General features: G+C 35.8%; 19 protein-coding genes and 3 tRNA genes. 4 read left to right on the top strand and 18 right to left on the bottom strand.

Translation table 11 applies throughout. The annotated features are described in order from the left end of the window. From pcsB to yfmF, 10 genes are all read right to left on the bottom strand, one after another. A partial coding sequence (pcsB, locus tag HMPREF2957_RS04500) for a peptidoglycan hydrolase PcsB (protein WP_070677812.1) occupies positions 1-1,144 on the bottom strand: 1,144 nt, incomplete at its 3' end. A gap of 92 nt (positions 1,145-1,236) precedes the next feature. Next, positions 1,237-1,731, bottom strand: coding sequence for a rod shape-determining protein MreD (gene mreD, locus HMPREF2957_RS04495; RefSeq protein ID WP_070677810.1), 495 nt, complete (start codon positions 1,729-1,731; stop codon positions 1,237-1,239). Then, on the bottom strand, positions 1,728-2,549 hold the full coding sequence (mreC, locus tag HMPREF2957_RS04490) for a rod shape-determining protein MreC (protein ID WP_070677808.1): 822 nt from the start codon (positions 2,547-2,549) through the stop codon (positions 1,728-1,730). Before mreC ends, mreD begins: the two co-directional genes overlap by 4 nt. A gap of 31 nt (positions 2,550-2,580) precedes the next feature. Next, positions 2,581-3,375: an energy-coupling factor transporter transmembrane component T family protein gene (locus HMPREF2957_RS04485; RefSeq protein WP_070677806.1), complete on the bottom strand. Its 795-nt coding sequence runs from the start codon at positions 3,373-3,375 to the stop codon at positions 2,581-2,583. Continuing rightward, positions 3,368-4,207, bottom strand: coding sequence for an energy-coupling factor transporter ATPase (locus HMPREF2957_RS04480; RefSeq protein ID WP_070677804.1), 840 nt, complete (start codon positions 4,205-4,207; stop codon positions 3,368-3,370). The genes HMPREF2957_RS04485 and HMPREF2957_RS04480 overlap by 8 nt, the downstream gene beginning before the upstream one ends. Then, entirely contained in the window at positions 4,192-5,019 is an 828-nt protein-coding gene (locus tag HMPREF2957_RS04475; RefSeq protein ID WP_004250968.1) for an energy-coupling factor ABC transporter ATP-binding protein, read from the bottom strand. Before HMPREF2957_RS04475 ends, HMPREF2957_RS04480 begins: the two co-directional genes overlap by 16 nt. A 2-nt stretch (positions 5,020-5,021) precedes the next feature. Further along, the gene (gene pgsA / locus HMPREF2957_RS04470) at positions 5,022-5,561 is read right to left on the bottom strand and encodes a CDP-diacylglycerol--glycerol-3-phosphate 3-phosphatidyltransferase (RefSeq protein ID WP_004250966.1); all 540 of its coding nucleotides are present in this window, start codon (positions 5,559-5,561) and stop codon (positions 5,022-5,024) included. A gap of 11 nt (positions 5,562-5,572) precedes the next feature. Continuing rightward, positions 5,573-6,400 (bottom strand): cytoskeleton protein RodZ, encoded by an 828-nt coding sequence (gene rodZ, locus HMPREF2957_RS04465; protein WP_006155809.1) that lies wholly within the window; start codon positions 6,398-6,400, stop codon positions 5,573-5,575. A 42-nt stretch (positions 6,401-6,442) separates the two neighbouring features. After that, the gene (gene yfmH, locus HMPREF2957_RS04460; protein WP_004250964.1) at positions 6,443-7,723 is read right to left on the bottom strand and encodes an EF-P 5-aminopentanol modification-associated protein YfmH; all 1,281 of its coding nucleotides are present in this window, start codon (positions 7,721-7,723) and stop codon (positions 6,443-6,445) included. Then, on the bottom strand, positions 7,720-8,970 hold the full coding sequence (yfmF, locus tag HMPREF2957_RS04455; protein ID WP_004250962.1) for an EF-P 5-aminopentanol modification-associated protein YfmF: 1,251 nt from the start codon (positions 8,968-8,970) through the stop codon (positions 7,720-7,722). Before yfmF ends, yfmH begins: the two co-directional genes overlap by 4 nt. A gap of 159 nt (positions 8,971-9,129) precedes the next feature. Here yfmF and yaaA point away from each other — a divergent pair, with 159 nt between their 5' ends. Continuing rightward, positions 9,130-9,498, top strand: coding sequence for a S4 domain-containing protein YaaA (gene yaaA / locus HMPREF2957_RS04450; RefSeq protein WP_004250960.1), 369 nt, complete (start codon positions 9,130-9,132; stop codon positions 9,496-9,498). A 2-nt stretch (positions 9,499-9,500) separates the two neighbouring features. Beyond that, entirely contained in the window at positions 9,501-10,592 is a 1,092-nt protein-coding gene (recF, locus tag HMPREF2957_RS04445; RefSeq protein ID WP_004250959.1) for a DNA replication/repair protein RecF, read from the top strand. Positions 10,593-10,646: 54 nt separating this feature from the next. On the opposite strand, the gene guaB is transcribed toward recF, so the two are convergent. Next, complete coding sequence (gene guaB / locus HMPREF2957_RS04440) at positions 10,647-12,125, bottom strand: IMP dehydrogenase (protein WP_004250957.1); 1,479 nt, start codon at positions 12,123-12,125, stop codon at positions 10,647-10,649. A 161-nt stretch (positions 12,126-12,286) separates the two neighbouring features. Further along, complete coding sequence (gene trpS, locus HMPREF2957_RS04435; RefSeq protein WP_004250956.1) at positions 12,287-13,312, bottom strand: tryptophan--tRNA ligase; 1,026 nt, start codon at positions 13,310-13,312, stop codon at positions 12,287-12,289. Positions 13,313-13,519: 207 nt separating this feature from the next. Between trpS and HMPREF2957_RS04430 the strand changes: the two genes are divergently transcribed. Next, entirely contained in the window at positions 13,520-15,142 is a 1,623-nt protein-coding gene (locus HMPREF2957_RS04430) for an ATP-binding cassette domain-containing protein (RefSeq protein ID WP_004250954.1), read from the top strand. A gap of 88 nt (positions 15,143-15,230) precedes the next feature. Here HMPREF2957_RS04430 and HMPREF2957_RS04425 read toward each other — a convergent pair whose 3' ends face one another. After that, positions 15,231-17,885, bottom strand: coding sequence for a YhgE/Pip domain-containing protein (locus HMPREF2957_RS04425; protein ID WP_070677802.1), 2,655 nt, complete (start codon positions 17,883-17,885; stop codon positions 15,231-15,233). Between the two features lie 128 nt (positions 17,886-18,013). Between HMPREF2957_RS04425 and HMPREF2957_RS04420 the strand changes: the two genes are divergently transcribed. Then, on the top strand, positions 18,014-18,556 hold the full coding sequence (locus tag HMPREF2957_RS04420; RefSeq protein ID WP_070677800.1) for a TetR/AcrR family transcriptional regulator: 543 nt from the start codon (positions 18,014-18,016) through the stop codon (positions 18,554-18,556). A gap of 39 nt (positions 18,557-18,595) precedes the next feature. On the opposite strand, the gene HMPREF2957_RS04415 is transcribed toward HMPREF2957_RS04420, so the two are convergent. The 5 genes from HMPREF2957_RS04415 to HMPREF2957_RS04395 all read right to left on the bottom strand — a co-directional run bounded on the left by HMPREF2957_RS04415 (position 18,596) and on the right by HMPREF2957_RS04395 (position 21,108). Beyond that, positions 18,596-18,669: transfer RNA gene (locus HMPREF2957_RS04415), tRNA-Asn, on the bottom strand. Between the two features lie 5 nt (positions 18,670-18,674). Beyond that, positions 18,675-18,746, bottom strand: a tRNA-Glu gene (locus HMPREF2957_RS04410). Between the two features lie 51 nt (positions 18,747-18,797). Then, positions 18,798-19,550 carry a competence system response regulator transcription factor ComE gene (gene comE / locus HMPREF2957_RS04405; RefSeq protein ID WP_004250949.1) on the bottom strand — a complete coding sequence of 251 codons (753 nt, stop codon included), beginning with the start codon at positions 19,548-19,550 and terminating at the stop codon, positions 18,798-18,800. Next, positions 19,547-20,866 carry a competence system sensor histidine kinase ComD gene (comD, locus tag HMPREF2957_RS04400; protein WP_070677798.1) on the bottom strand — a complete coding sequence of 440 codons (1,320 nt, stop codon included), beginning with the start codon at positions 20,864-20,866 and terminating at the stop codon, positions 19,547-19,549. Before comD ends, comE begins: the two co-directional genes overlap by 4 nt. Positions 20,867-21,034: 168 nt before the next feature. Continuing rightward, positions 21,035-21,108 (bottom strand) — tRNA-Arg (locus tag HMPREF2957_RS04395). Positions 21,109-21,123 lie beyond the last annotated feature (15 nt).

Below are 21,123 nucleotides of genomic sequence, written 5' to 3'. Positions count from 1 at the left end.
TTCCGATTGGTTGAGTTCCACTACCATCATAGTTACATTCAGAAACTTGAATACGAGTTGATGATTCAACTGCTGTAACAACTGCTACGTGTCCGTATCCTCCATCATCCCATGAAGCAATTGCTCCAACTTGTGGTGTAGAACCTGTACGGAAACCTGCTGCTGCTGCACTAGTAGCCCACTGACCACCATTACCCCAATAATCACCAGCCCATGGAGCCAAAGTCTTAGCACCCCATGTACATTGACCTACAGGGTAACTTGAAGCATTTGAACTATAAGTTGGTCGTTGACTTACAGTAGTTGCTGCAGGTGTGTAGCTTGATTCATCATCTGATGATGAAGAACTTGAAGTTGCTTGTACTTGTGCAGCAAAGGTTGTGTTAGCCGAAGCTGCAAGTGATTGTTGTTGACTTGTTTGTTTCGCTTTGTATGCTGCTTCTGCTTCTGCTGCTGCCTTAGCTTCTGCTTCAGCTGCTGCTTTTTGCTCTAACAAAGTAGCTTTTTCACTTTCTGCGGTAGCTTTTTCTGCTGCAAGATTCAACTCAGCGGCTTTCAATTCTGCCTGTTTTGTTGTCAAGGCTTGAGCGTCATCAGCAAGTGTTTGTTGATTGGCAATAACTGTGTTGATTGCATTATTGTTTGCAACTTGTTTTTCAGAGATAGCTTTTTTATCTTCTTTTTGTTGTTGCAACATTTTATTGTTTGCTGAGACAATTTCACTCATAGCTGCTACACGAGAAATAGCTTCTGTAATTGAGTTAGAGTTAATAATTGTATTAATGTAGCTTGTAGCAGTTCCGTTAGTTTGTGCACTTCGAGCTTGGTTTTCAAGCGATTCATTACGAGCTACGATGTTTTTTGAAAGCTCTGTGATTTCACCTTCAAGTTTTTTAGACTCTTCTTGAAGTTTTTCATTCTCAGCTTGCAACTTTTCTTGTTCTGTTTGAATAGCTGTTACTTTAGTTTGAATCTCATCAACTTGTTTTTGAGCTTCCTTTTGTTGTGTTGTCAATTCACTAATTTTGCTATCTTGAGCAGCAATTTTTTCATTTGTTGTATTGGCTTGGACACTTGAAAGCACAGTTCCTTGTGAAACCAATACTGTACTTAATAAGAGTGATGCTAGAATTTTTTTCTTCATAGTGTAAATACTCCTTCTTTAAAAAGACAATACTAGTATATCAAAAAAAGGCCTAATAAATATTACGCCTTTATTACAGTTTTGTTTCTTTCTTATAGATATATTTTTTCAAAAATATATTGGAAAACTAACATCCATATAAAATTCAATATCATAGTAGGACCCAGACTATAAACTATAAAAACAGGTAGATTTTCTGCAGTCAATCCTACCACATGTGCTAGGATAAAGCTACCAAATTCAAATATAAAAGTCATCATTAAAACTGCTAGCAATCGAGTCCATCTATTCGACAAAATAACCGAGTTGCTTTTATATACGATTGCTCCAATAATCACAAAAAGAAGACTGGCTATCCCTATCAGATGGAAGAAATAGATATCGTATATAAGTCCTAGAACCAAGCAATAGGCCAAAAACAGATATTCTGATACTTCTATTGTCTCGAATAATAAGAAGATGAAGATAAAGTGGCTTACAATTTGAAGATGTGGAAAAAAGCTATTTACAAATTGTCCTAAGTGGCTATCTATTAAAATGATTACGGGTAAGAGCAAAAACATCCCTATTTGCTTAAAAAGTCTCATGATGGATTCCCCACTAACTCTACGACTTTAAGATTCATTGGATCAGCATGCATTTTAACCATAACTTCTCTTGTCAGATAATCATTGGTAGGGGTCACAGATACGACTTCTCCTACAGGAATGTCTGTGACATTGAAGTTCCCCAAACCTCCAGTTACCACTTTATCACCTTTACTAATATCTCCACTATTATTTAGCTGACTAATTTTCAGTAGTTCTTTTTCCTTATCATAGCCAACGATAATACCATAAATACTACTAGATCCATGCTGAATTTTAACAGAAATTTTCTCTGTATTTTCAGCATTTGTTAATAAATTGACCACAGTTGAGTTGTCTTCTACGTTTTCAACGCTTCCAACCAATCCTCCACCAGAAACAACAAGCATACTAGTTGATACACCTTGTTGCGAACCAACATTAACTGTTAACTCTTGTTTCCAAGTCGCCGGAGTTCTCATGATAACATCCGCAGCAATTAGCTTAGTCGCATTTGATTTTGACTTCATATCTAGTAATTGACGCAGTTGTTCATTTTCTTCTTTTAAGCGATCTGCTTCATTCTTTTCCTTTTCCATTTGATAGAATTCTTTTTTGAGAGTTTCATTCTCATTGTAAGCTCTCGTCAAATTTCCTAAATCTGACTTTGTAGATTCTAACCATTGAAATGGTTTTTGCACAATTCTGTCTATCAGAGAAATGCCATCTCCAGCTTTTGTCACAACTGTACTGGATCTTGTCGTTACTAAAAAAATAGAAACTACTAGTATAACGACAAATAGAACAATAATATATTTTGATTTTTTAAAACGGTTCATACCTCTACCTTATAGTATTCTATACTTCACTTTAGGATTTCAACAAAAATAGAATGCCACCCAACACACATACAAGGAGCAAAGCCACACTATCTTTATTCATCCAATTCAACTGCCGGTACTGACTGCGTCCGTTCCCACCTTGATACCCTCTAGCCTCCATGGCTGTAGCAAGAGAATCTGCTCGTTTCAAACTCGTAGCGAATAATGGAATCAAAATAGGAATCATAGCCTTAACTTTTTGGATTATATTTCCTTCTCCAAAATCAACACCACGCGCCTTTTGAGCGTTCATAATTCGAATCGTATCATCCATTAAGGTTGGTACAAAACGTAAACTCATAGACAACATGAGCCCGATTTCATGAACAGGAACCTTAAATCTTTTCAAGGGTCCAAGCAAGGACTCAACTGCTGTAGCCAAGCTTAATGGCATGGTTGTCAAGGTAAGCAAAGTTGAGAAAAAGATAATCAACACAAAGCGGCAAAAAATAATTCCCGCCTGCTCAATGCCATGACTCGTGATTTTAATAAACCCCATCTCGAACAAGACATCTCCACCAGAGATAAAGAAAAGTTGAAAAAGAGTTGTAAAAGCAATCAGAAAAAACATAGACCGCAAACCTTTTATGAAAAAGGATAAGGGAACCTCAGATAAGGCTACAAATATACCTGTTACAACGAAAAGGATCACATTTGTTATTGGATTATTGGCCCAAAAAACGATCATAATCAATAAAATCATTGCCACTAACTTACTACGAGGATCCAAACGATGAACAATCGAATTTCCTGGTATGTAACGACCTAAAATCATGTTATCCATTGATGAACTCCTTAAACTCCTCTATCGTTATCGGCAATTGTTTAAAAGAAACCCCTCGTTCAGCTAGCCTTTGAGCAAATCTTGTGATTTTTGGAACACCTAATTGGATTTTTTCCATGAATTCGACATTTTGAAAAACAAGACTTGGCTTCCCACTCTTGACCAACTTTCCTTTTTCCATCACATAAACTTGGTCAGCAAATTCGGCCACGTCATCCATCAGATGGGTCACTAAAACAATCGTGATACCATCCTGATGAAGTTTTTTAAACAAGGCCATTAACTCTTTTCGACCAATTGGATCTAAACCAGCGGTTGGTTCATCTAAGACCAAGATGCTAGGCTCCATCGCCAAAATACCAGCAATCGCAACCCTTCTCATTTGTCCGCCTGAAAGCTCAAAGGGACTACGTCCAAAGAGTGACTCATCAATTCCTACTAAAGCTAGTTTTTCACGCGCAATAGCTTCTGCCTCTTCTACAGAGACTCCAAAATTTTGAGGTCCAAAAGCCACATCTTTTAAGACAGTCTCCTCAAAGATTTGATTTTCTGCAAACTGAAAGACTAAGCCCACTTGTTTGCGAATTTGACGAATTTGCTTATTGACGGATGTTGATGTAATTAATGTATCAAAGACACGAACACTTCCCTTTGTGGGAACCAACAAACCATTCAAAAGTTGAAGAATTGTAGATTTCCCGCTTCCTGTATGCCCAATAATTGCTGTATAAGATCCATCCTCTATTGACAAATTAACGTCGGACAAGGCAGATGAGGCAAAGGGTGTTCCTTCCTGATACGTATAACTCACATTGTCTAGAATAATTCCCATAAAGCCTCCTCGAGCTCCCCTTCGGTCAGGTAGTGCTCTGGTAATTTCAAGCCACTAGTACGTAGAGATTCTTTTAATTGGTTGACAAAGGGTTGATCTAAACCAATTTGATCTAAATCTGACCTAGAAAATAGTTCTCTAGGAGTACTAGTTGATTCGATTTCTCCTTTTTTCATCACCAAAATACGGTCACTCATGGCCACCTCATCTAAGTCATGCGTAATAGAGATCACTGTCATTTGGTGATCTTGGCGAATCTTTTGGACAATCTTAATCAACTCTAGACGCCCCTCTGGATCCAACATGCTTGTAGCCTCATCCAAAATTAAAATGTCTGGTCGCAAGGCGACAACGCCTGCGATAGCCACTCTCTGTTTTTGGCCACCTGACAAGCGAGCTGGTTCCTTTTTAGAAAATTCAGCCATCCCAACTAATGACAGAGCTTCAGAAACTCGCTTCTTCATCTCTTCAAGTGGAATCCCTTGGTTTTCTAGTCCAAAAGCAACGTCATCTTCTACGGTTGCCCCCACGAATTGGTTATCAGGATTTTGAAATACCATACCAATCTTACGTCTTTTTTTCCAGACGTTTTCCGGAGTTAGGCAATCACCGTCTATCCAAATTTCTCCAGATTCCGCTTCTAGCAAACCGTCAATCAAGCGAACAGTTGTTGATTTTCCACTACCATTATGACCAACGATAGACAACCATTCTCCACGTTTCACGTGAAACGAAATGTTATGAACATCATAGTGTTCTTGATCTGCCTGGTATCGAAATGACAGATTCTTAATTTCAATAATAGATTCCATATCTAGCGAAAGGTTCCTTTAAACAAATACGCGCTTCCCTTGAAGTAATCATAACCAGAATAAACTGTAAAGAACAAAGCGATATAAAGAGTTATCTGACCAAGTAAATTCCAATGAAATAACAAGAAGATAATCGCAAACATCTGGCTAAATGTTTTGATTTTTCCTGGCATTGCTGCAGCTAAAACAGTTCCACCAGTTTCAACTAAGAGTAGTCGCAACCCAGTAACTGCAAGTTCTCGGCAAATGATTACAGCTACTACCCAAGCAGGAGCCATATTTAGACCTACTAGCATGATAAAGGCCGACATAACCAACAACTTATCAGCCATCGGATCCGCAAATTTCCCAAAATTGCTAACTACTTGCCATTTTCTAGCTAAATAGCCATCCAGATAATCTGTGATACTGGCAATGGCAAAAATAATTGCTGCTATTTTATGTAACACAGGAGACTGTCCAAATGATAGAAGGAGAACAAAAATCGGAATAAATAAAATTCTACCAAGCGTAAGTATGTTAGGAATATTCTCTTTTTTCATGTTATCCTTCCTTAATTTGAACTTAATTTCAATGTAATCCAGCCAGTTTGACCAGTTAATTTCGAAGTATCAATTTCCTGATTATCGATTTTGATTTTCACGCCTTTGACAACGCCTAATGTGATAGTTACTGGAGAGCCTTTAGAAACTGTTGTTTTGGCCATCTTATTATTAGGCTCAAGAGTTGTTCCTCCAGCCAATTCAGTATCTGAAACACTAATCCAGCTTGTTGCATCCGTCACAGATAGTTGAAGTTCGGCAGTATCTTTAGCAGTTTTATATTCTACCGATATAACATCTCCCTGACCAGAAACCGTCACAGTTGATGCGTCGCTCGAACTTGATGGGCTAGTGGTTTGATTGCTAGTTGTTGTTTCACTACTTGTTGCACTTGTTGTCGTAGTCACAACATTATAGTTGGCTGAAGTTGTTGCTGTCGGTTGTGTTTGAATGTAATTCCAAACATAATAAGAAACAAAAATTATAATAGATAAGGAGAAGAGAATAAAGTAAAACAGAGGGAGCAAGGAACGTTTCTTGCGATTAGAACGTCTACGACCTGATAGTTCTATCTCATCAACATCAACTTCCTCATAGGTAATCATACTCCCTGAATCATAAGCATCTAAAACAAGATTTTCATCCAATTCAACTGCCCAAGCATACTTCCTCAAAAAAGAACGTGTATAAAAAGGGCTTGGCAATTGGTCGAAATCATCTGATTCTAAAGCCTCAAGCAGATTCAGTTGAATGTCTGTCTTGCGCTGCAATTCCTCTAAACTCAAACCTTGGTTGATTCTTGCTAAACGTAACACTTCACCAATTGTTTTTTTTCTCATACTTACCATGCCTTCTTTCTAGTTTATTTTATATTTCGATAGCTATAGTGGAAAAATTGTAAATTCAACTATTTCACTATTATCGATAAAATGATGTCCTACCTCAAGAACATCATCCAAGGTCATTTCCTGTATAATCTTTGGTAAATCAAACAGGGTTGTTTCGTCAGAATGTGACTGATATTGGGTCGCAATAAATTCTAAAGAGTTCATACTATGGATAAATTCTCCATAAATTTCACTTTTGATTAAATCAAGATGTTCTTCCGAAATATCTGCATCAGTAACAAAGTTCTGAATCGCCTTTCGGAATTGATGCGAAATTGACACAGGCTCCTTAGTGTCCATTGTCAGCATCAAAAAGTTAAAACGTCGATTGATCTCAACTTCTAAAGATAATGAAGAATCTAATTTCCCAGTTTCATACAAACTCTGAAATCTTTTAGAGGTCCAACCAAACATCATCGTAAATAACGCTCTTAATAGAACGCTATATCGATAGCAATCCTGATGACCCATATCAGAATTCGTTCGGACTCCTATTGCTAATTTAGGTGATGCAACATCCATACGAATGCTCTCAACCTTCTTTACAGGGTTTAAAGCGATTGGTTCTTTTGGATTTTGAACTATACAACCTCCAACATCCTTTTGCGAAAAATAATTCTGCATCAACTCTAAATCAAAATTTCCAACGAGGAAAATTTGGCTATTGACAGGAGTGTAAAATTCATCAAAATTGTCCCGTAGATTCTCTAAACTAATATCTTCTATCGAATCTTCAGTCCCAACAATATCTGAAGCTAGTGGAGTTTCCGGATATAGATTTGCCAGTGTTTTAAAGAACAAGCAAGAATCAGGATCATCCTGATACATTTCGCGTTCTTGTTGAATAATATCCTTTTCTCGTTCAACAGATTCTTCAGTAATGTTAAAGCTAGTAACAAGCTCGTCAAGCAAGTCCAAACACTCAGCGACATTCTCAGAGGTTGAAAAAAGATAACTTGTATTTGTAAAGCTTGTAAAGGCGTTACTATCTGCACCTAATTTGGTAAATGCAGCCATGATATCTTCAGAATTTTCTCTTTCAAAAAGTTTATGTTCTAAAAAATGAGCGATTCCCTTAGGATATGTTTTCTTTTTTCTATCTCTAGCTGTAAACTCAGTGTCAACTGAACCAACATAGACAGTTACTACACCATAAACTTCGTTAAAATCATTTTTAGGAAGCAAAGAAACTGTCAATCCATTTTCTAATTTTGCTTGATAAAGAGTTTCCTTTACAGCAGGATAATATTTCTCTTGAAAAGTAACTCTAGTCATTCTGCTCCTTCCATAAAATAGATAGCCTGCAATTTCAAACTAGATGCCGCCCTACAGATTTCATCCTTGTCAACTTGCTCTAGTCTCTCTATCAAAGTATCCATGTCTAAAACCGATTTACCAAAAAAGAGGCTTAAGTATTCTCTATCTATAATCGAATCTTGATTATCCTGACTCAACAACATCGTCCTACGAATCATTTCCTTAGTTTGATTAACTTCAGCATCTGTAAATCTACCATTTTTGATAGCTAACAATTGATCATTCATCAATTTTCTTACCTTGTTTCGGTTTTGACGATTTATCCCAGCAAACAATCTTAAAAATCCACTAAAGAGATCTAAGTGACCAGAAACAGTGTAGGCCAACCCTTCCTTTTCCCTAACTTGGGTAAACAATTTAGAGTGTGGGAAAGCTCCAAGCAAACCATTCACGAGAAGCAAGGCCATCTTTTGATCATCTCCATAACCAATTGTGCTATGATAACCCATCTCTAGAATAGACTGACCCAGGTTTTTCCTAGCAATTCCTTCTCTAAGAACATTTGAAGTACCTTGCTGATATTGAATGTTTGCAGTTTCTTTACGACCTGTCAAGTTAAATTTCTGCAGACTTTCTAGAACTTCAATTTCATTAAAATCACCTAAAAAGAATAAATCAATCCTATCTTCTTTCAGCATTTTTTGAAAACTTAAATAGCAAGATTTAGAAGTCTCTTCAGAAATTCTGGCAATTAAATCTCTAGGAACTAACTGCATTGATTCTTCTTGGAAAAACAACTGATCCAATTCTTTATGGGCAAAGAAGAAAGGATCCTCTAATTCTGATTCTAATCTCGCCAACAATTGTTTTTTTTCAATTTCAAAGGCATTGTTCTCAAATTCATCTTCATTTGACAATGGATTAAATATGACTTGATACAATAATTCTAAAATCTGAGCAGTTAAGACGTTTTTCTTACTTAAAAATTCATCTCGAACATAAGTCAAACTCACGTCTACTAAGTGACTTTGCCCCCTTCTATAAGCATGAGTTGATAAATCTGCTCCATACAATGCTGCCAGATGTTTTCTAAGAACCTGAGCAGTTGGATAGCCTTTATTAGCAGTTTCAAGCATACTGGCACTTAGCATGCGACCAGAAATTAAATCCAGAGATAATGGAGCTGTGAAACGCATGGTTATTTTATTTGTCTTAAACTTTTTAGATTGGATAAAATGCACTGCAATTCCAGGGAATAACTCCATCTTTTACCTCCTTTTACATAGAGTTCTATTATACCATGAAAACGAAAATTTTTCCTGTTCTCTTTGACTCTTTTGAAATTAAAATCGTTTTCATATCAGTAGTTTCTTCTCAACTATTTTGTGCAAAATATGGTATAATACCAAAGATTGAGGTGAACTATGGAATACAAATTATTTGAAGAATTTATTACTCTCCAAGCTCTTTTGAAAGACCTTGGTGTTATACAAAGTGGTGGCGCTATTAAATCTTTTTTAGCGGACCATCTTGTATATTTTAATGGAAAATTAGAAAATCGTCGAGGCAAGAAAATTAGAATCGGGGATTCTATTGAAATCCCTGATTTAAAAACTCAAATTATTCTAGTTAAACCAACATCAGAAGAAATAGAGGAGTTTCGTATAGAAAAACTTGAGAAAGAACGTGTAGCTAAGCTTGTCAAGGAAATGAATAAAAAGGTACAAAAAAAGCCAGCAAAAAAGAACCAGTCAACAAAAGCAAAACCTGCACCACGTTTCCCAGGTAGATAAATATGTGGCTTAAAAATCTATCCATTAAACAATTTCGTAACTATCGAGATGTTGAAGTAAATTTTAATCCAAAATTAAATGTATTTGTTGGCCGAAACGCTCAAGGAAAAACAAATCTTCTCGAAAGTATTTACTTTTTAGCCTTAACGAGAAGTCATCGAACAAAGACTGATAAAAATTTAATTCAATTTGAAGAAGAACAACTGCAAGTTTCTGGAATCTTACAAAAGAAAACAGCAAGCATTCCACTTGAAATTGACCTAACACAAAAAGGGCGAATTACTAAAGTGAATTACTTAAAACAAGCTCGCCTATCAGACTATATTGGTCATATGAATGTTGTCTTATTCGCTCCAGAAGATTTACAACTTGTCAAAGGCGCTCCGGCCATTCGTCGTAAATTCATTGACATAGAATTAGGGCAAATTAAACCGATTTACTTGTCAGACCTGTCAAGTTATAACCACATCCTTAAACAGAGAAATACCTATCTCAAATCTACACAAAACATAGACGAGACTTTCCTATCTGTTCTTGATGACCAACTGATAGAGTATGGCTGTCGTGTAATGAATCATCGAGCTGACTTTATCCAGAAAATGGAACTCTTTGGCAAGAAAAAACATTTTGACATCTCAGATCAGTTAGAAAATCTGTCAATCCGTTATCAACCTTCTGTAAACTTTGTTGACAAGAAACATTTGGCTGAATCTTTCTATATAGCACTTCAAAAAAGTAGATCCAGAGATTTATTTAAGAAGAATACTGGAGTTGGTCCTCATCGGGACGATATGATTTTCATGATTAATGGAATGGAAGCAAGTTTCGGAAGTCAAGGGCAACATCGTAGCTTGGTGCTTTCTATAAAACTTGCTGAAATCGAATTGATGGAGAGCATTACCAAAGAATCTCCCATTCTTTTACTTGACGATGTCATGAGTGAACTTGACAATACTCGTCAACTTAAATTATTGGAAACTATTTCTCATAACATTCAAACTTTTATTACAACTACTAGTTTAGACCATCTTCAAAACTTACCTGATAACTTGAGCGTCTTTACAGTAGATAATGGTCAATTAACTGTAAATTAAACTTTACATCTTTGTAAAACAAAAAAATCTCCCGTTTAACAGGAGATTTTTTTATTACATTGAATAGTTTGGTGCTTCATTAGTGATTTGCACATCGTGTGGATGGCTTTCTTTTAGACCCGCACCTGACATTTCGATAAACTGAGCATTGTCATGTAATTCTTTTAAGTTAGCAGCACCACAGTAACCCATACCAGAACGAATACCACCAATCATTTGGAAAACAATATCAGCTGCTGCACCTTTATAAGCAACACGACCTTCGATTCCTTCTGGAACCAGTTTGTTTGCTTCATTGACAGAACCTTGGAAGTAACGGTCGCTTGAACCCTTCCTCATAGCAGCGATTGAACCCATACCTCGGTATGTCTTGAACTTACGTCCTTGAAAGATCTCAGTTTCACCTGGAGCTTCATCTGTTCCTGCAAACATTGATCCGAGCATCACTGCGTTTCCTCCAGCAGCAAGGGCTTTTACAATATCTCCAGAATATTTGATTCCACCATCAGCGATAATTGTTTTACCATATTCACGAGCAACTGCTGCTGCATCGTAAATTGCTGTTACCTGGGGAACTCCTACACCAGCAATAACGCGAGTTGTACAGATTGACCCTGGGCCAATACCGACTTTAACAACGTCAACACCTGCATCATAAAGAGCACGCGCACCTTCAGCAGTAGCGATGTTCCCAGCAATCAAAGTACGGTCTGGGAAATGCGCACGGATTTCAGCTATTTTACGAAGTACACCCGCTGAGTGACCATGGGCTGTATCGATAACAATAGCATCTGCACCTGCTTCGAAAAGTGCTTCCGCACGTTCAAATGTATCAGAAGTAACTCCTACCGCACCAGCAACTAGAAGACGACCGAATTCATCTTTTGCCGCATTTGGGAACTCAATCACTTTCTCGATATCTTTAATGGTGATTAAACCAGAAAGACGACCCTCTTCGTCAACTAGAGGTAGTTTTTCAATACGGTGTTCTTGAAGAATACTCTCAGCAGTTTTTAAATCTGTACCAACCGGAGCAGTAACTAGGTTTTCACTAGTCATGTGTTTTGAAATTGGTTGGTTGTAATCAGAAATGAAACGCAGATCTCGGTTGGTCAAAATACCAACTAACTTACGATTTTCAAGTGTTTCAACTACTGGAATACCACTAATACGGTAACGACCCATAAGTTCATCCGCTTCAGCAATTGTATGTTCTGGAGTCAAGAAGAATGGATCAATGATAACACCATTTTCAGAACGTTTTACCTTACGAACCTCATCTGCCTGTTGCTCAATAGACATATTTTTATGGATAACTCCAAGTCCACCTGCACGCGCAATAGCAATCGCCATTTGACTTTCTGTTACAGTGTCCATTGCAGCTGTAATAATTGGGATATTTAAAGTCAGATTATCTGCCAATTTTGTAGTCAAATCCGCATCATTAGGCAACACATGACTCTCTGCTGGAATAAGCAATACATCATCAAAGGTAAAACCTTTTTTCAAAAATTTAGTGTCCCAATTAGACATTGAAGTTTCCTCTTTTCTTTATTTTTGAGCTTAACGCTTTTTGTATTGTATCTATCATACCATTCTATGAAAATTTGTCAATTAAATTTATAAGAGAACAAATAAAAAACTATCCCTCTTATTTTAAAGAAGAAATAGTTTTATAGTTCATATTTTATCCATTAGTGAAAGTAATTTAGACCCATTGCAGCTTTTACTTCTGATAGTGTTTGCCCAGCAACTTCTCGAGCTTTTTCACTACCTTTTTGGAGCATATTATAAACCTCACCCATATCTTTAGCATATTCTAGGCGACGTTCACGGATTGGACCAAGTTCACGTTCTAGAATTTCAAGTAGGTAACGTTTGGTCTTAACATCACCAAGGCCTCCACGTTGATAATGTTCCTTCATTTCAGCAATTTCTTGAGCATCCTCAGGTCGACCGAATACGTCCAAGTAATGGAAAACCATATTTCCTTCAATCTTACCTGGATCCTCAACACGAATATGGTCTGGATCTGTATACATACTCATTACTTTTTTACGCAAAGTATCTGCATCATCAGCTAGGTAAATTCCATTATTAAGTGATTTCGACATTTTGGCATTACCATCAAGACCTGGTAAACGTCCCGCACCTTCGTGCTCAGGGTAAATTCCTTCTGGTTCTACTAAAACATCACAGTTATAGGCATGGTTGAAAGAACGCACAATTTCACGTGTTTGTTCAATCATCGGCTTTTGATCATTCCCTACTGGAACCAAGTTAGCCTTAAATGCTGTAATATCTGCTGCTTGCGCAACTGGATAAACTAAAAATCCAGTTGGAATACTTTCACCAAAGCCTTTTTGAGCAATTTCAGTCTTTACGGTTGGATTTCGTTCCAAGCGAGCTAATGAAACTAGGTTCATATAATACATAGAGAGCTCTGCCAATTCTGGAATCTGGCTTTGAATGAAAATCGTTGCTTTATTAGGATCTAATCCCACTGCAAGATAGTCCAAAGCAACATTCCCAATAGACTCTACAATAGTTTGTGGATCTTTTGCATGGTCTGTTAGTGCTTGCTGGTCAGCTAAAAAAACAAACATGTCATATTTATTTTCTTCTTGTAGTAAGACACGATTTTTCAAACTACCAACGTAGTGCCCAATATGTAATTTCCCCGTTGGACGATCTCCTGTTAAAATAATGGGTTTACTCATCTTATTCTCCTTTGATATGGTCCTTTCAATTATAGCATTTTTTTAATAAAAAGACAGATAATTTTTTTATTGAAACAATAGAGATGTTACCCCTTTCAATCGTAAAGGGGTTGTCAACTTTGTTTACAAAAAATTGACAAATAAAAATTTGAATAATTGATGATTTTCTAGTAGAATTAGAGTATTACATATAATAGGAGAAAAACTTTGCTAACAGTATCTGATGTTTCACTACGTTTTAGTGATCGTAAACTTTTTGATGATGTAAACATCAAATTTACAGAAGGAAATACCTATGGTTTGATTGGTGCCAACGGTGCTGGAAAATCAACCTTTTTAAAAATCTTAGCTGGAGATATTGAACCGACAACTGGGCATATCTCTCTTGGACCAGACGAACGTCTTTCAGTACTTCGTCAAAATCACTTTGACTACGAAGATGAGCGTGTTATTGATGTTGTTATCATGGGTAATGAAAAACTATACAACATCATGAAAGAAAAAGACGCCATTTATATGAAAGAAGATTTTTCAGATGAAGATGGTGTTCGCGCAGCTGAACTTGAAGGAGAATTCGCTGAACTAGGTGGTTGGGAAGCAGAAAGTGAAGCTTCACAACTCTTACAAAATTTGAATATTCCAGAAGAACTTCATTACCAAAATATGAGTGAACTAGCAAATGGCGACAAAGTAAAGGTTCTCCTTGCTAAAGCCCTCTTCGGTAAACCAGATGTCCTTCTTTTGGACGAGCCAACCAATGGTCTGGATATTCAATCCATCACTTGGCTAGAGGATTTCCTAATCGACTTTGATAATACTGTCATTGTCGTATCCCACGACCGTCACTTCTTAAATAAAGTTTGTACTCACATGGCTGACCTTGACTTTGGAAAAATCAAACTCTATGTCGGAAACTACGACTTCTGGAAGGAATCTTCTGAGCTTGCTGCTAAATTACTAGCAGACCGTAATGCTAAAGCAGAAGAAAAAATCAAACAACTTCAAGAATTCGTTGCTCGTTTCTCTGCTAATGCTTCTAAATCAAGACAAGCAACTTCACGTAAAAAAATGCTTGATAAGATTGAGCTAGAGGAAATTGTTCCTTCTAGTCGTAAATATCCATTCATCAGCTTTAAAGCTGAACGTGAAATTGGGAACGACCTCTTAACAGTAGAAAATCTATCTGTAAAGATTGACGGTGAAACTATTCTTGACAACATCAGCTTCATCTTGCGTCCAGGTGACAAGACAGCTCTTATCGGACAAAACGACATCCAAACAACTGCCTTGATTCGTGCCATTATGGGTGAAATTGACTATGAAGGGACTGTCAAGTGGGGAGTTACAACTAGTCGCTCTTACTTGCCAAAAGACAATTCAGCTGATTTTGCTGGCAGTGAATCTATCCTTGACTGGCTCCGTCAATTCGCAAGTAAAGAAGAAGATGACAACACCTTCCTACGTGGTTTCTTAGGCCGTATGCTTTTCTCTGGAGACGAGGTTAACAAACCTGTAAACGTCTTGTCAGGGGGAGAAAAAGTGCGCGTGATGCTCTCAAAACTCATGCTTTTAAAATCAAACGTTCTTGTACTTGACGATCCTACAAATCACTTAGACTTGGAATCTATCTCAAGCTTGAACGATGGATTGAAAAACTTTAAAGAGTCCATCATCTTTGCCAGTCACGACCATGAGTTTATTCAAACTTTGACTAACCACATTATTGTCCTATCTAAAAACGGCGTCATCGATCGTATTGATGAAACATATGATGAATTCTTAGAAAATGCTGAAGTTCAAGCAAAAGTCAAAGAACTTTGGAAAGATTAGGTAGAACTTAAAAAACTCAGTTGAATTAACCAACTGAGTTTTTTTATTAATTACTTGTAAATCATTCATTGTTTCACGTGAAACTTTTTTAATCTTCATCCATTTTTTTAGGTTGATAAGCAAGCATACCTAATCCTATGAATAGAATTAAAGTTACGAGAAGGAAAATTACCTGATAATGAACATTCCCTGTCATAGAAATTGTTTGTCTCAATCCTGAAACTGAATAACTCATTGGTAACCAAGGATTGACAGCCTTAAAGAAATCATTAGTCAAAGCAAGTGGATAAGTTCCTGCACTTGATGCTAATTGTAATAATAGTAAAATAAGAGAGAAGAAAGCACCTAAGCGACTATTCCATGTCGTTAACGCGGTTACCATAGACATAAAGGTCAAACTTGCGATGATGATTAAGAACAAGGTTCTCATTTCATGATTTGCCGTTAGACCGATAAGATGAACTCCTCCATAGACTAAGACAGCTGCTAAAACAGCTATAACTCCATTTATTTCGAAACGAGATTTAACCAAAGCCCAACGACTTTCAGGATGACGACCTGAAGGTAACTTAGCAAAAATCATATTTGTTGATAACGCAGCAACAAAGAGGGCCACAGATATCATATAAGGAGCCATAGCAATCCCATTTACAGGAACCTGATCATTGTCTGTTTTTGAAAGACTCAAGGGCTCAGATAATACTTCTGCATTACTAGACTCTGTTGATGCTATTTTTAGTTGATTGCTAGCAGCGTTCAATCCATGTTCTAGTCCAGTAGCTCCTACTTGTAAACTTTCAATACCAGCAGTTAAAGTTGTTCCACCATCTGCTAGTTTTCCAGCGCCATCAGCAATTTTCACTGCTCCACTTCCTAACTGAGAGCTAGCTGAAAGCAATTGATTTGATTTGTCTGTTAATTGACTAGAACCTAGCTGTATTTTATCAAGTCCTGCAATTAAGTCTGAACTCTTACTATTTAATTGGCTAGAACCAGATGAGAGTTTTTCGATACCTGTTACTAGTTCTGGAGTTTTCCCAGCTAGCGAATCCAAACCAGTTGTCAAGGTTGAAGAGTTTTCTGTCAACTTACTTGATCCAGAAACCAATTGATCCAAACTTGTTGTTAAAGTTTTATTCTTTTCACTTAGTTGGTTTACACCTAAAGAAATAGTATCCAACCCTTTAGTATAATCATTAACTCCATTTTCAATCGATTGACTTCCAGGAACTAACTGATTATCTAAAGCATTTTGCAACTGTGTAAATCCACTTGACATAGATGTCAAGGAACTAGACGCCACAGTTAATACTTGATTTGCTTTAGTCTGTAAAGTAGAAAGATTAGAGACTGGTTGGTTTACACTTCCCAAATTTTCTTTTAGATCTCCTACCGTCGTTAAAATTGCTTTTGCTGACTCTATCGTAGAGTTAGAATTATTTGAAACAGCTGCAGTCAGTTCTTGTTTCTGAGTATCAGTAAGAGATTGATAAGTTGCTGTTGCTTGAAGATTGGTAAGAGTTTTCTCTTGCTCTGTTTGACTATTAGTCACAATAGTTTGAGCAAGAGTAGATATATTCGCTAAATCATTAGATATTGTACTTTTAAGTTCAGTATTATCTGAAATAGTTACAGCTTGAAGTGCTTTATTCAATTCATCTAAACTAGTTGCTAATTGAGTGATTTCCTCTTTTTGTTGAGATGAAATATTCAATTGAGTCGAAATTTCTTTAATTCCTTTATTTAATTGGGTAATACCGTCTCTCAATGTGTCTGATTGACTAGATAATTGATTTGCCCCAATAGATAGCTTGTCAACACCGCTTGTGTAAGCATTGACACCAACTGAAAATTGATTGAGACCTGTATTCAGTTGCGAAACTCCTCCTGCATATGACTTCATTCCAGTATTTAGCTGATTGACACCTGCTACTAATTCTGGAGTCTTGGAAGATAATTGATTGAGTCCAGTGTCAACCTGTGAAACTGCACTTGTATAGTTCTGTAAACCATCATTAAATGTACCTAAGCCACTATTCAGTTGCTTTACTCCTGTTACATACGTTGTCAACCCTTTTGTAAATTGATTTGTGCCATCAGAAAAGGTTAAACTTGAACTAGCTAAAGTGTCAAGATTAGAAGACAATGTCTGACTTCCTACAGCTAACTGACTAGCCCCATTGGCCAATTGTTCACTTCCATCAGCTGCCTTCGTTAAACCAGATTTTAAATCTCCCATCTTTTGAAATAAAGCTTTCGTATAGGTTTCGGTTACATTAGCAGAAACATTTTGTTTTAACTGTGTCATGGCAGAATCACTCATCTTACTTGCAATGAAACTATGCCCGCTAGAAGTTTGATAGTTAATATTCATTTGTTCTGGGTGATCTGATAGAATAGAAGCAGCCTTTTCAGATAAGTCACTTGGTAAAGTTACTACCATATAGTAATCACCGTCTTCTAGACCCTTCTTACCTTCTTCTTCACTGACAAAATGAAAATCTAATGATTTATTTTGCTCTAAATTGGACACCATGTCTTTTCCAATAGTCATTGTGTTTCCATTATAAGATGCTTCTTTATCATTATTAACGACCGCTACAGGCAACTCAGATAATTGGCCATATGGATCCCACATAGATGATAAAAATATGATGTTGTATAAAGCAGGAATAAGAGAAATCCCTATCATTACAATGATAAAGGTTGGTTTTTTAAAAATTGCTTTCCATTCTTTAAACATATTGTCTCCTTTTTTACACATATTGTCTAAAATTTTGATATAATAGATTATACATTAAAAATTCTTATTTACAAGTCAAAATTATCATTTTTAGACACTAAGTCTATTTTTGTTCACAAGGAGGAACTATGAAAGAGAGCAACAAACGCTTAAAAACCAAACGTACTATTGAGAACGCCATGGTTCAATTATTAACGGGACAACCATTTGATCAAATTAGCACTATTAAGCTGGCAGAAAAAGCCGGAATTAGTCGTTCTAGTTTTTATACTCATTACAAAGATAAGTATGATATGATTGAACATTACCAAAGTAAGCTTTTTCATACCTTTGAGTATATTTTCCAAAAACACGCAAATCATAAAAGAGATGCTATTCTAGAAGTGTTTGAATACTTAGAGTCTGAACCTTTACTAGCTGCTCTTCTATCTGAAAATGGTACAAAAGAGATACAAAACTTCCTGAGAAATAAACTTCACATTATGCTTAGCACTGACCTCCAAAAACGCTTTATGCAATTAAATTTAAACAATATTGAGTTAGAGTATAGCAGTATTTATCTAACAAACGCACTATTTGGTGTATGCCAAACCTGGATTGCTCATGGAAAAAAAGAAAGTCCACAAGAAATGACAAACTTTCTTATGAAAATGTTGGGAGATGCAAATTAGAGACAAAAAAAGAACACCAATGGTGTTCTTTTTGTTTAACTCCGCCAGTAGGACTCGAACCTACGACATCATGATTAACAGTCATGCGCTACTACCAACTGAGCTATGGCGGATAATATAGTCCGTACGGGATTCGAACCCGTGTTACCGCCGTGAAAAGGCGGTGTCTTAACCCCTTGACCAACGGACCATCTATCTGTAGCAGATATAACCATTATATCAATTTCTTACTAATTGTCAATCACTTTTTAGATTTTTTCTCCAGAATATCTCTTAATTTCCGTACCTTTAGACGGGTAATTGGACAACGATGATCCTCATAAAAAACCACTTCTAAATTTTTTCGATCAATTTCCCTAATATTTCCTACATTGACAAGAAATGATTTATGAGCAGAATAAAATCTTTGAGTATCTTTATCTTTTTCTTGAATATCCGCCATAGTACCATAAAATTCTTTGGCAAAATTCTTACCAATAATCCTTAATTTATGAGATACTCCTGTTGTTTCAATATATAAAATATCATGGTAGGGAATTTTTAAATCATTTCCCTTGTAATTATAGTCAAAATAATCCACAACATCTTTATTTTCAAGCAGCATACTTTTGGTATATAAGATACTCTGTTCGATACGTTTTTTAAATAATTCATCATTGATATCTTTATCAACAAAATCCAAGGCTGATACTTGATATTTGTAAGTTAAGGTAGCAAATTCTGATCTACTAGTAATAAATACGATAATTGCATAGGGATTGTGGCGACGAATAAACTGTGCTACCTCAAATCCTTTTTTCTCAACACCATGAATATCAATATCTAGAAAATAAAGCTGGTTTACTTCATCATTTTCGATATATTCCTTAAATTCTCGTTCTTTACCTGTTGTTTTATAAGAAATAGGAATATTTAATTCCTTTGAAATTTCATCCAAGGTTCTTTCTAATCTGACTTGATGTTGAATAACATCTTCTAAAATTAATACTTTCATTCAAACTCTCTCTTAAATCTAATAATCTGTCTAAACTTACTATCTTCCATCTCTGTCTCTAAAATGATATTTTCATACTTATCCAAAATATCTTTGACATTATTAAGACCAATTCCTCTATTTCTACCTTTAGTAGAAAAACCTAGTTCAAACAAGTCTTCTGAAGGCGTCATAGTATATTTACACGAATTTTGAATCACGATAACTGTTTCTAAATCCATCTTAATCACTGCAACCTCCATTTGTTTCAAGTAACTTTCTGCAGCACCTTCGACAGCATTGTTCAATAAAACGCTCATAATACGCACAAGATCAAGTAAATCAATTGACAACCTTGTGATAATATCCTTTACTTCTAGTGTAAACTCTACGTCCTTATTTCTTGCATATACAATAGATTGAGCAATTAAACTTCGTAAAGCTGAATCTTCTATATTGTTTAAATCAAAGTATGTATACTTATCTGAACGTAATTTTTGATTAGCTTTGACTAGAACTTGATTGTAAATTCTGTCAATTTCCTGTAAATCTTTACTGTCAATTGCCATTTGCATACTGACAAGCATCCCTGCATAATCATGACGAAAACCACGGATTTCATTATACAAAGCCACAATTTCATCTGTGTAAGTCTGTAAATGTTCTTGTTCAAATTTTTTCTGATTTAGAGCAATTTCTCTTTCAACTTGGACCTTCTTGGCATTCATTGCAAAGAAGATTAGTAATAAACAAATAAAGACAATTGTTGCTAAAATACTACCAAAACTATTAAAATGCACATAATTACTTACTATATCTGAAATGAATAATAGGATTTGTAAAGCAAAGAAAGCAAAGATGACCTTTTTAAAAAATGAATAGAGGTAATCTTTATCAAAATAATTGAGCTCCAAGTGAAAATAAAAAATAATTTTTTTTATTACAAAATAAGTCAGCAATAAAACTACTACAAAAAACAAATCTTCATATTTGGTTACAAAAGAATCACCTGTAACAGAGGATATGGTTACGGATAAAAAAGTATGAGTGCTATGATATAATAAAGACAATAGCAGACTGATAAAAATAGCTTTGTATTTATCAAACTTTTTTAACCCTATTAAATAAAAAAATATAATACAGGTAAATGAAATTTTTTCCATTCCAAATCCATCTAGATAAATAAAATAGAATAAAACTTCAACTATAAACTGTAATATAAATACCCAAGAAATAAACAGATATCTTTCTTTTTTTGTTGCCTTACAAATGAGTTCATAGCTATTTGTTAGAATAAGAATATGAAGAATAACTATGAGTATTTTCAATAAATCCATTATATCTCCCTATAATGTTTTCTCTTTTTTCTTATAAATGAACTTACCAATCTATTATACAAAATGTGATTTATATTATAAGTGATCATTCTCAACTGCACATTTTTGTACCTGAACTGTCAATTTTTACAAAAAACGCTGGGTTTCCCCAGCGTTAAATCTAGTATATGATCCCAGCAGGATTCGAACCTGCGACCGTTCGCTTAGAAGGCGAATGCTCTATCCAGCTGAGCTATGAGACCTAACTAGTTTATCTT

Origin of the sequence: Streptococcus sp. HMSC062D07, assembly GCF_001814215.1 — a bacterium.
Classification (GTDB): Bacteria; Bacillota; Bacilli; order Lactobacillales; family Streptococcaceae; genus Streptococcus; species Streptococcus infantis_I.
This window is presented reverse-complemented; position numbering and strand designations above follow the sequence as displayed.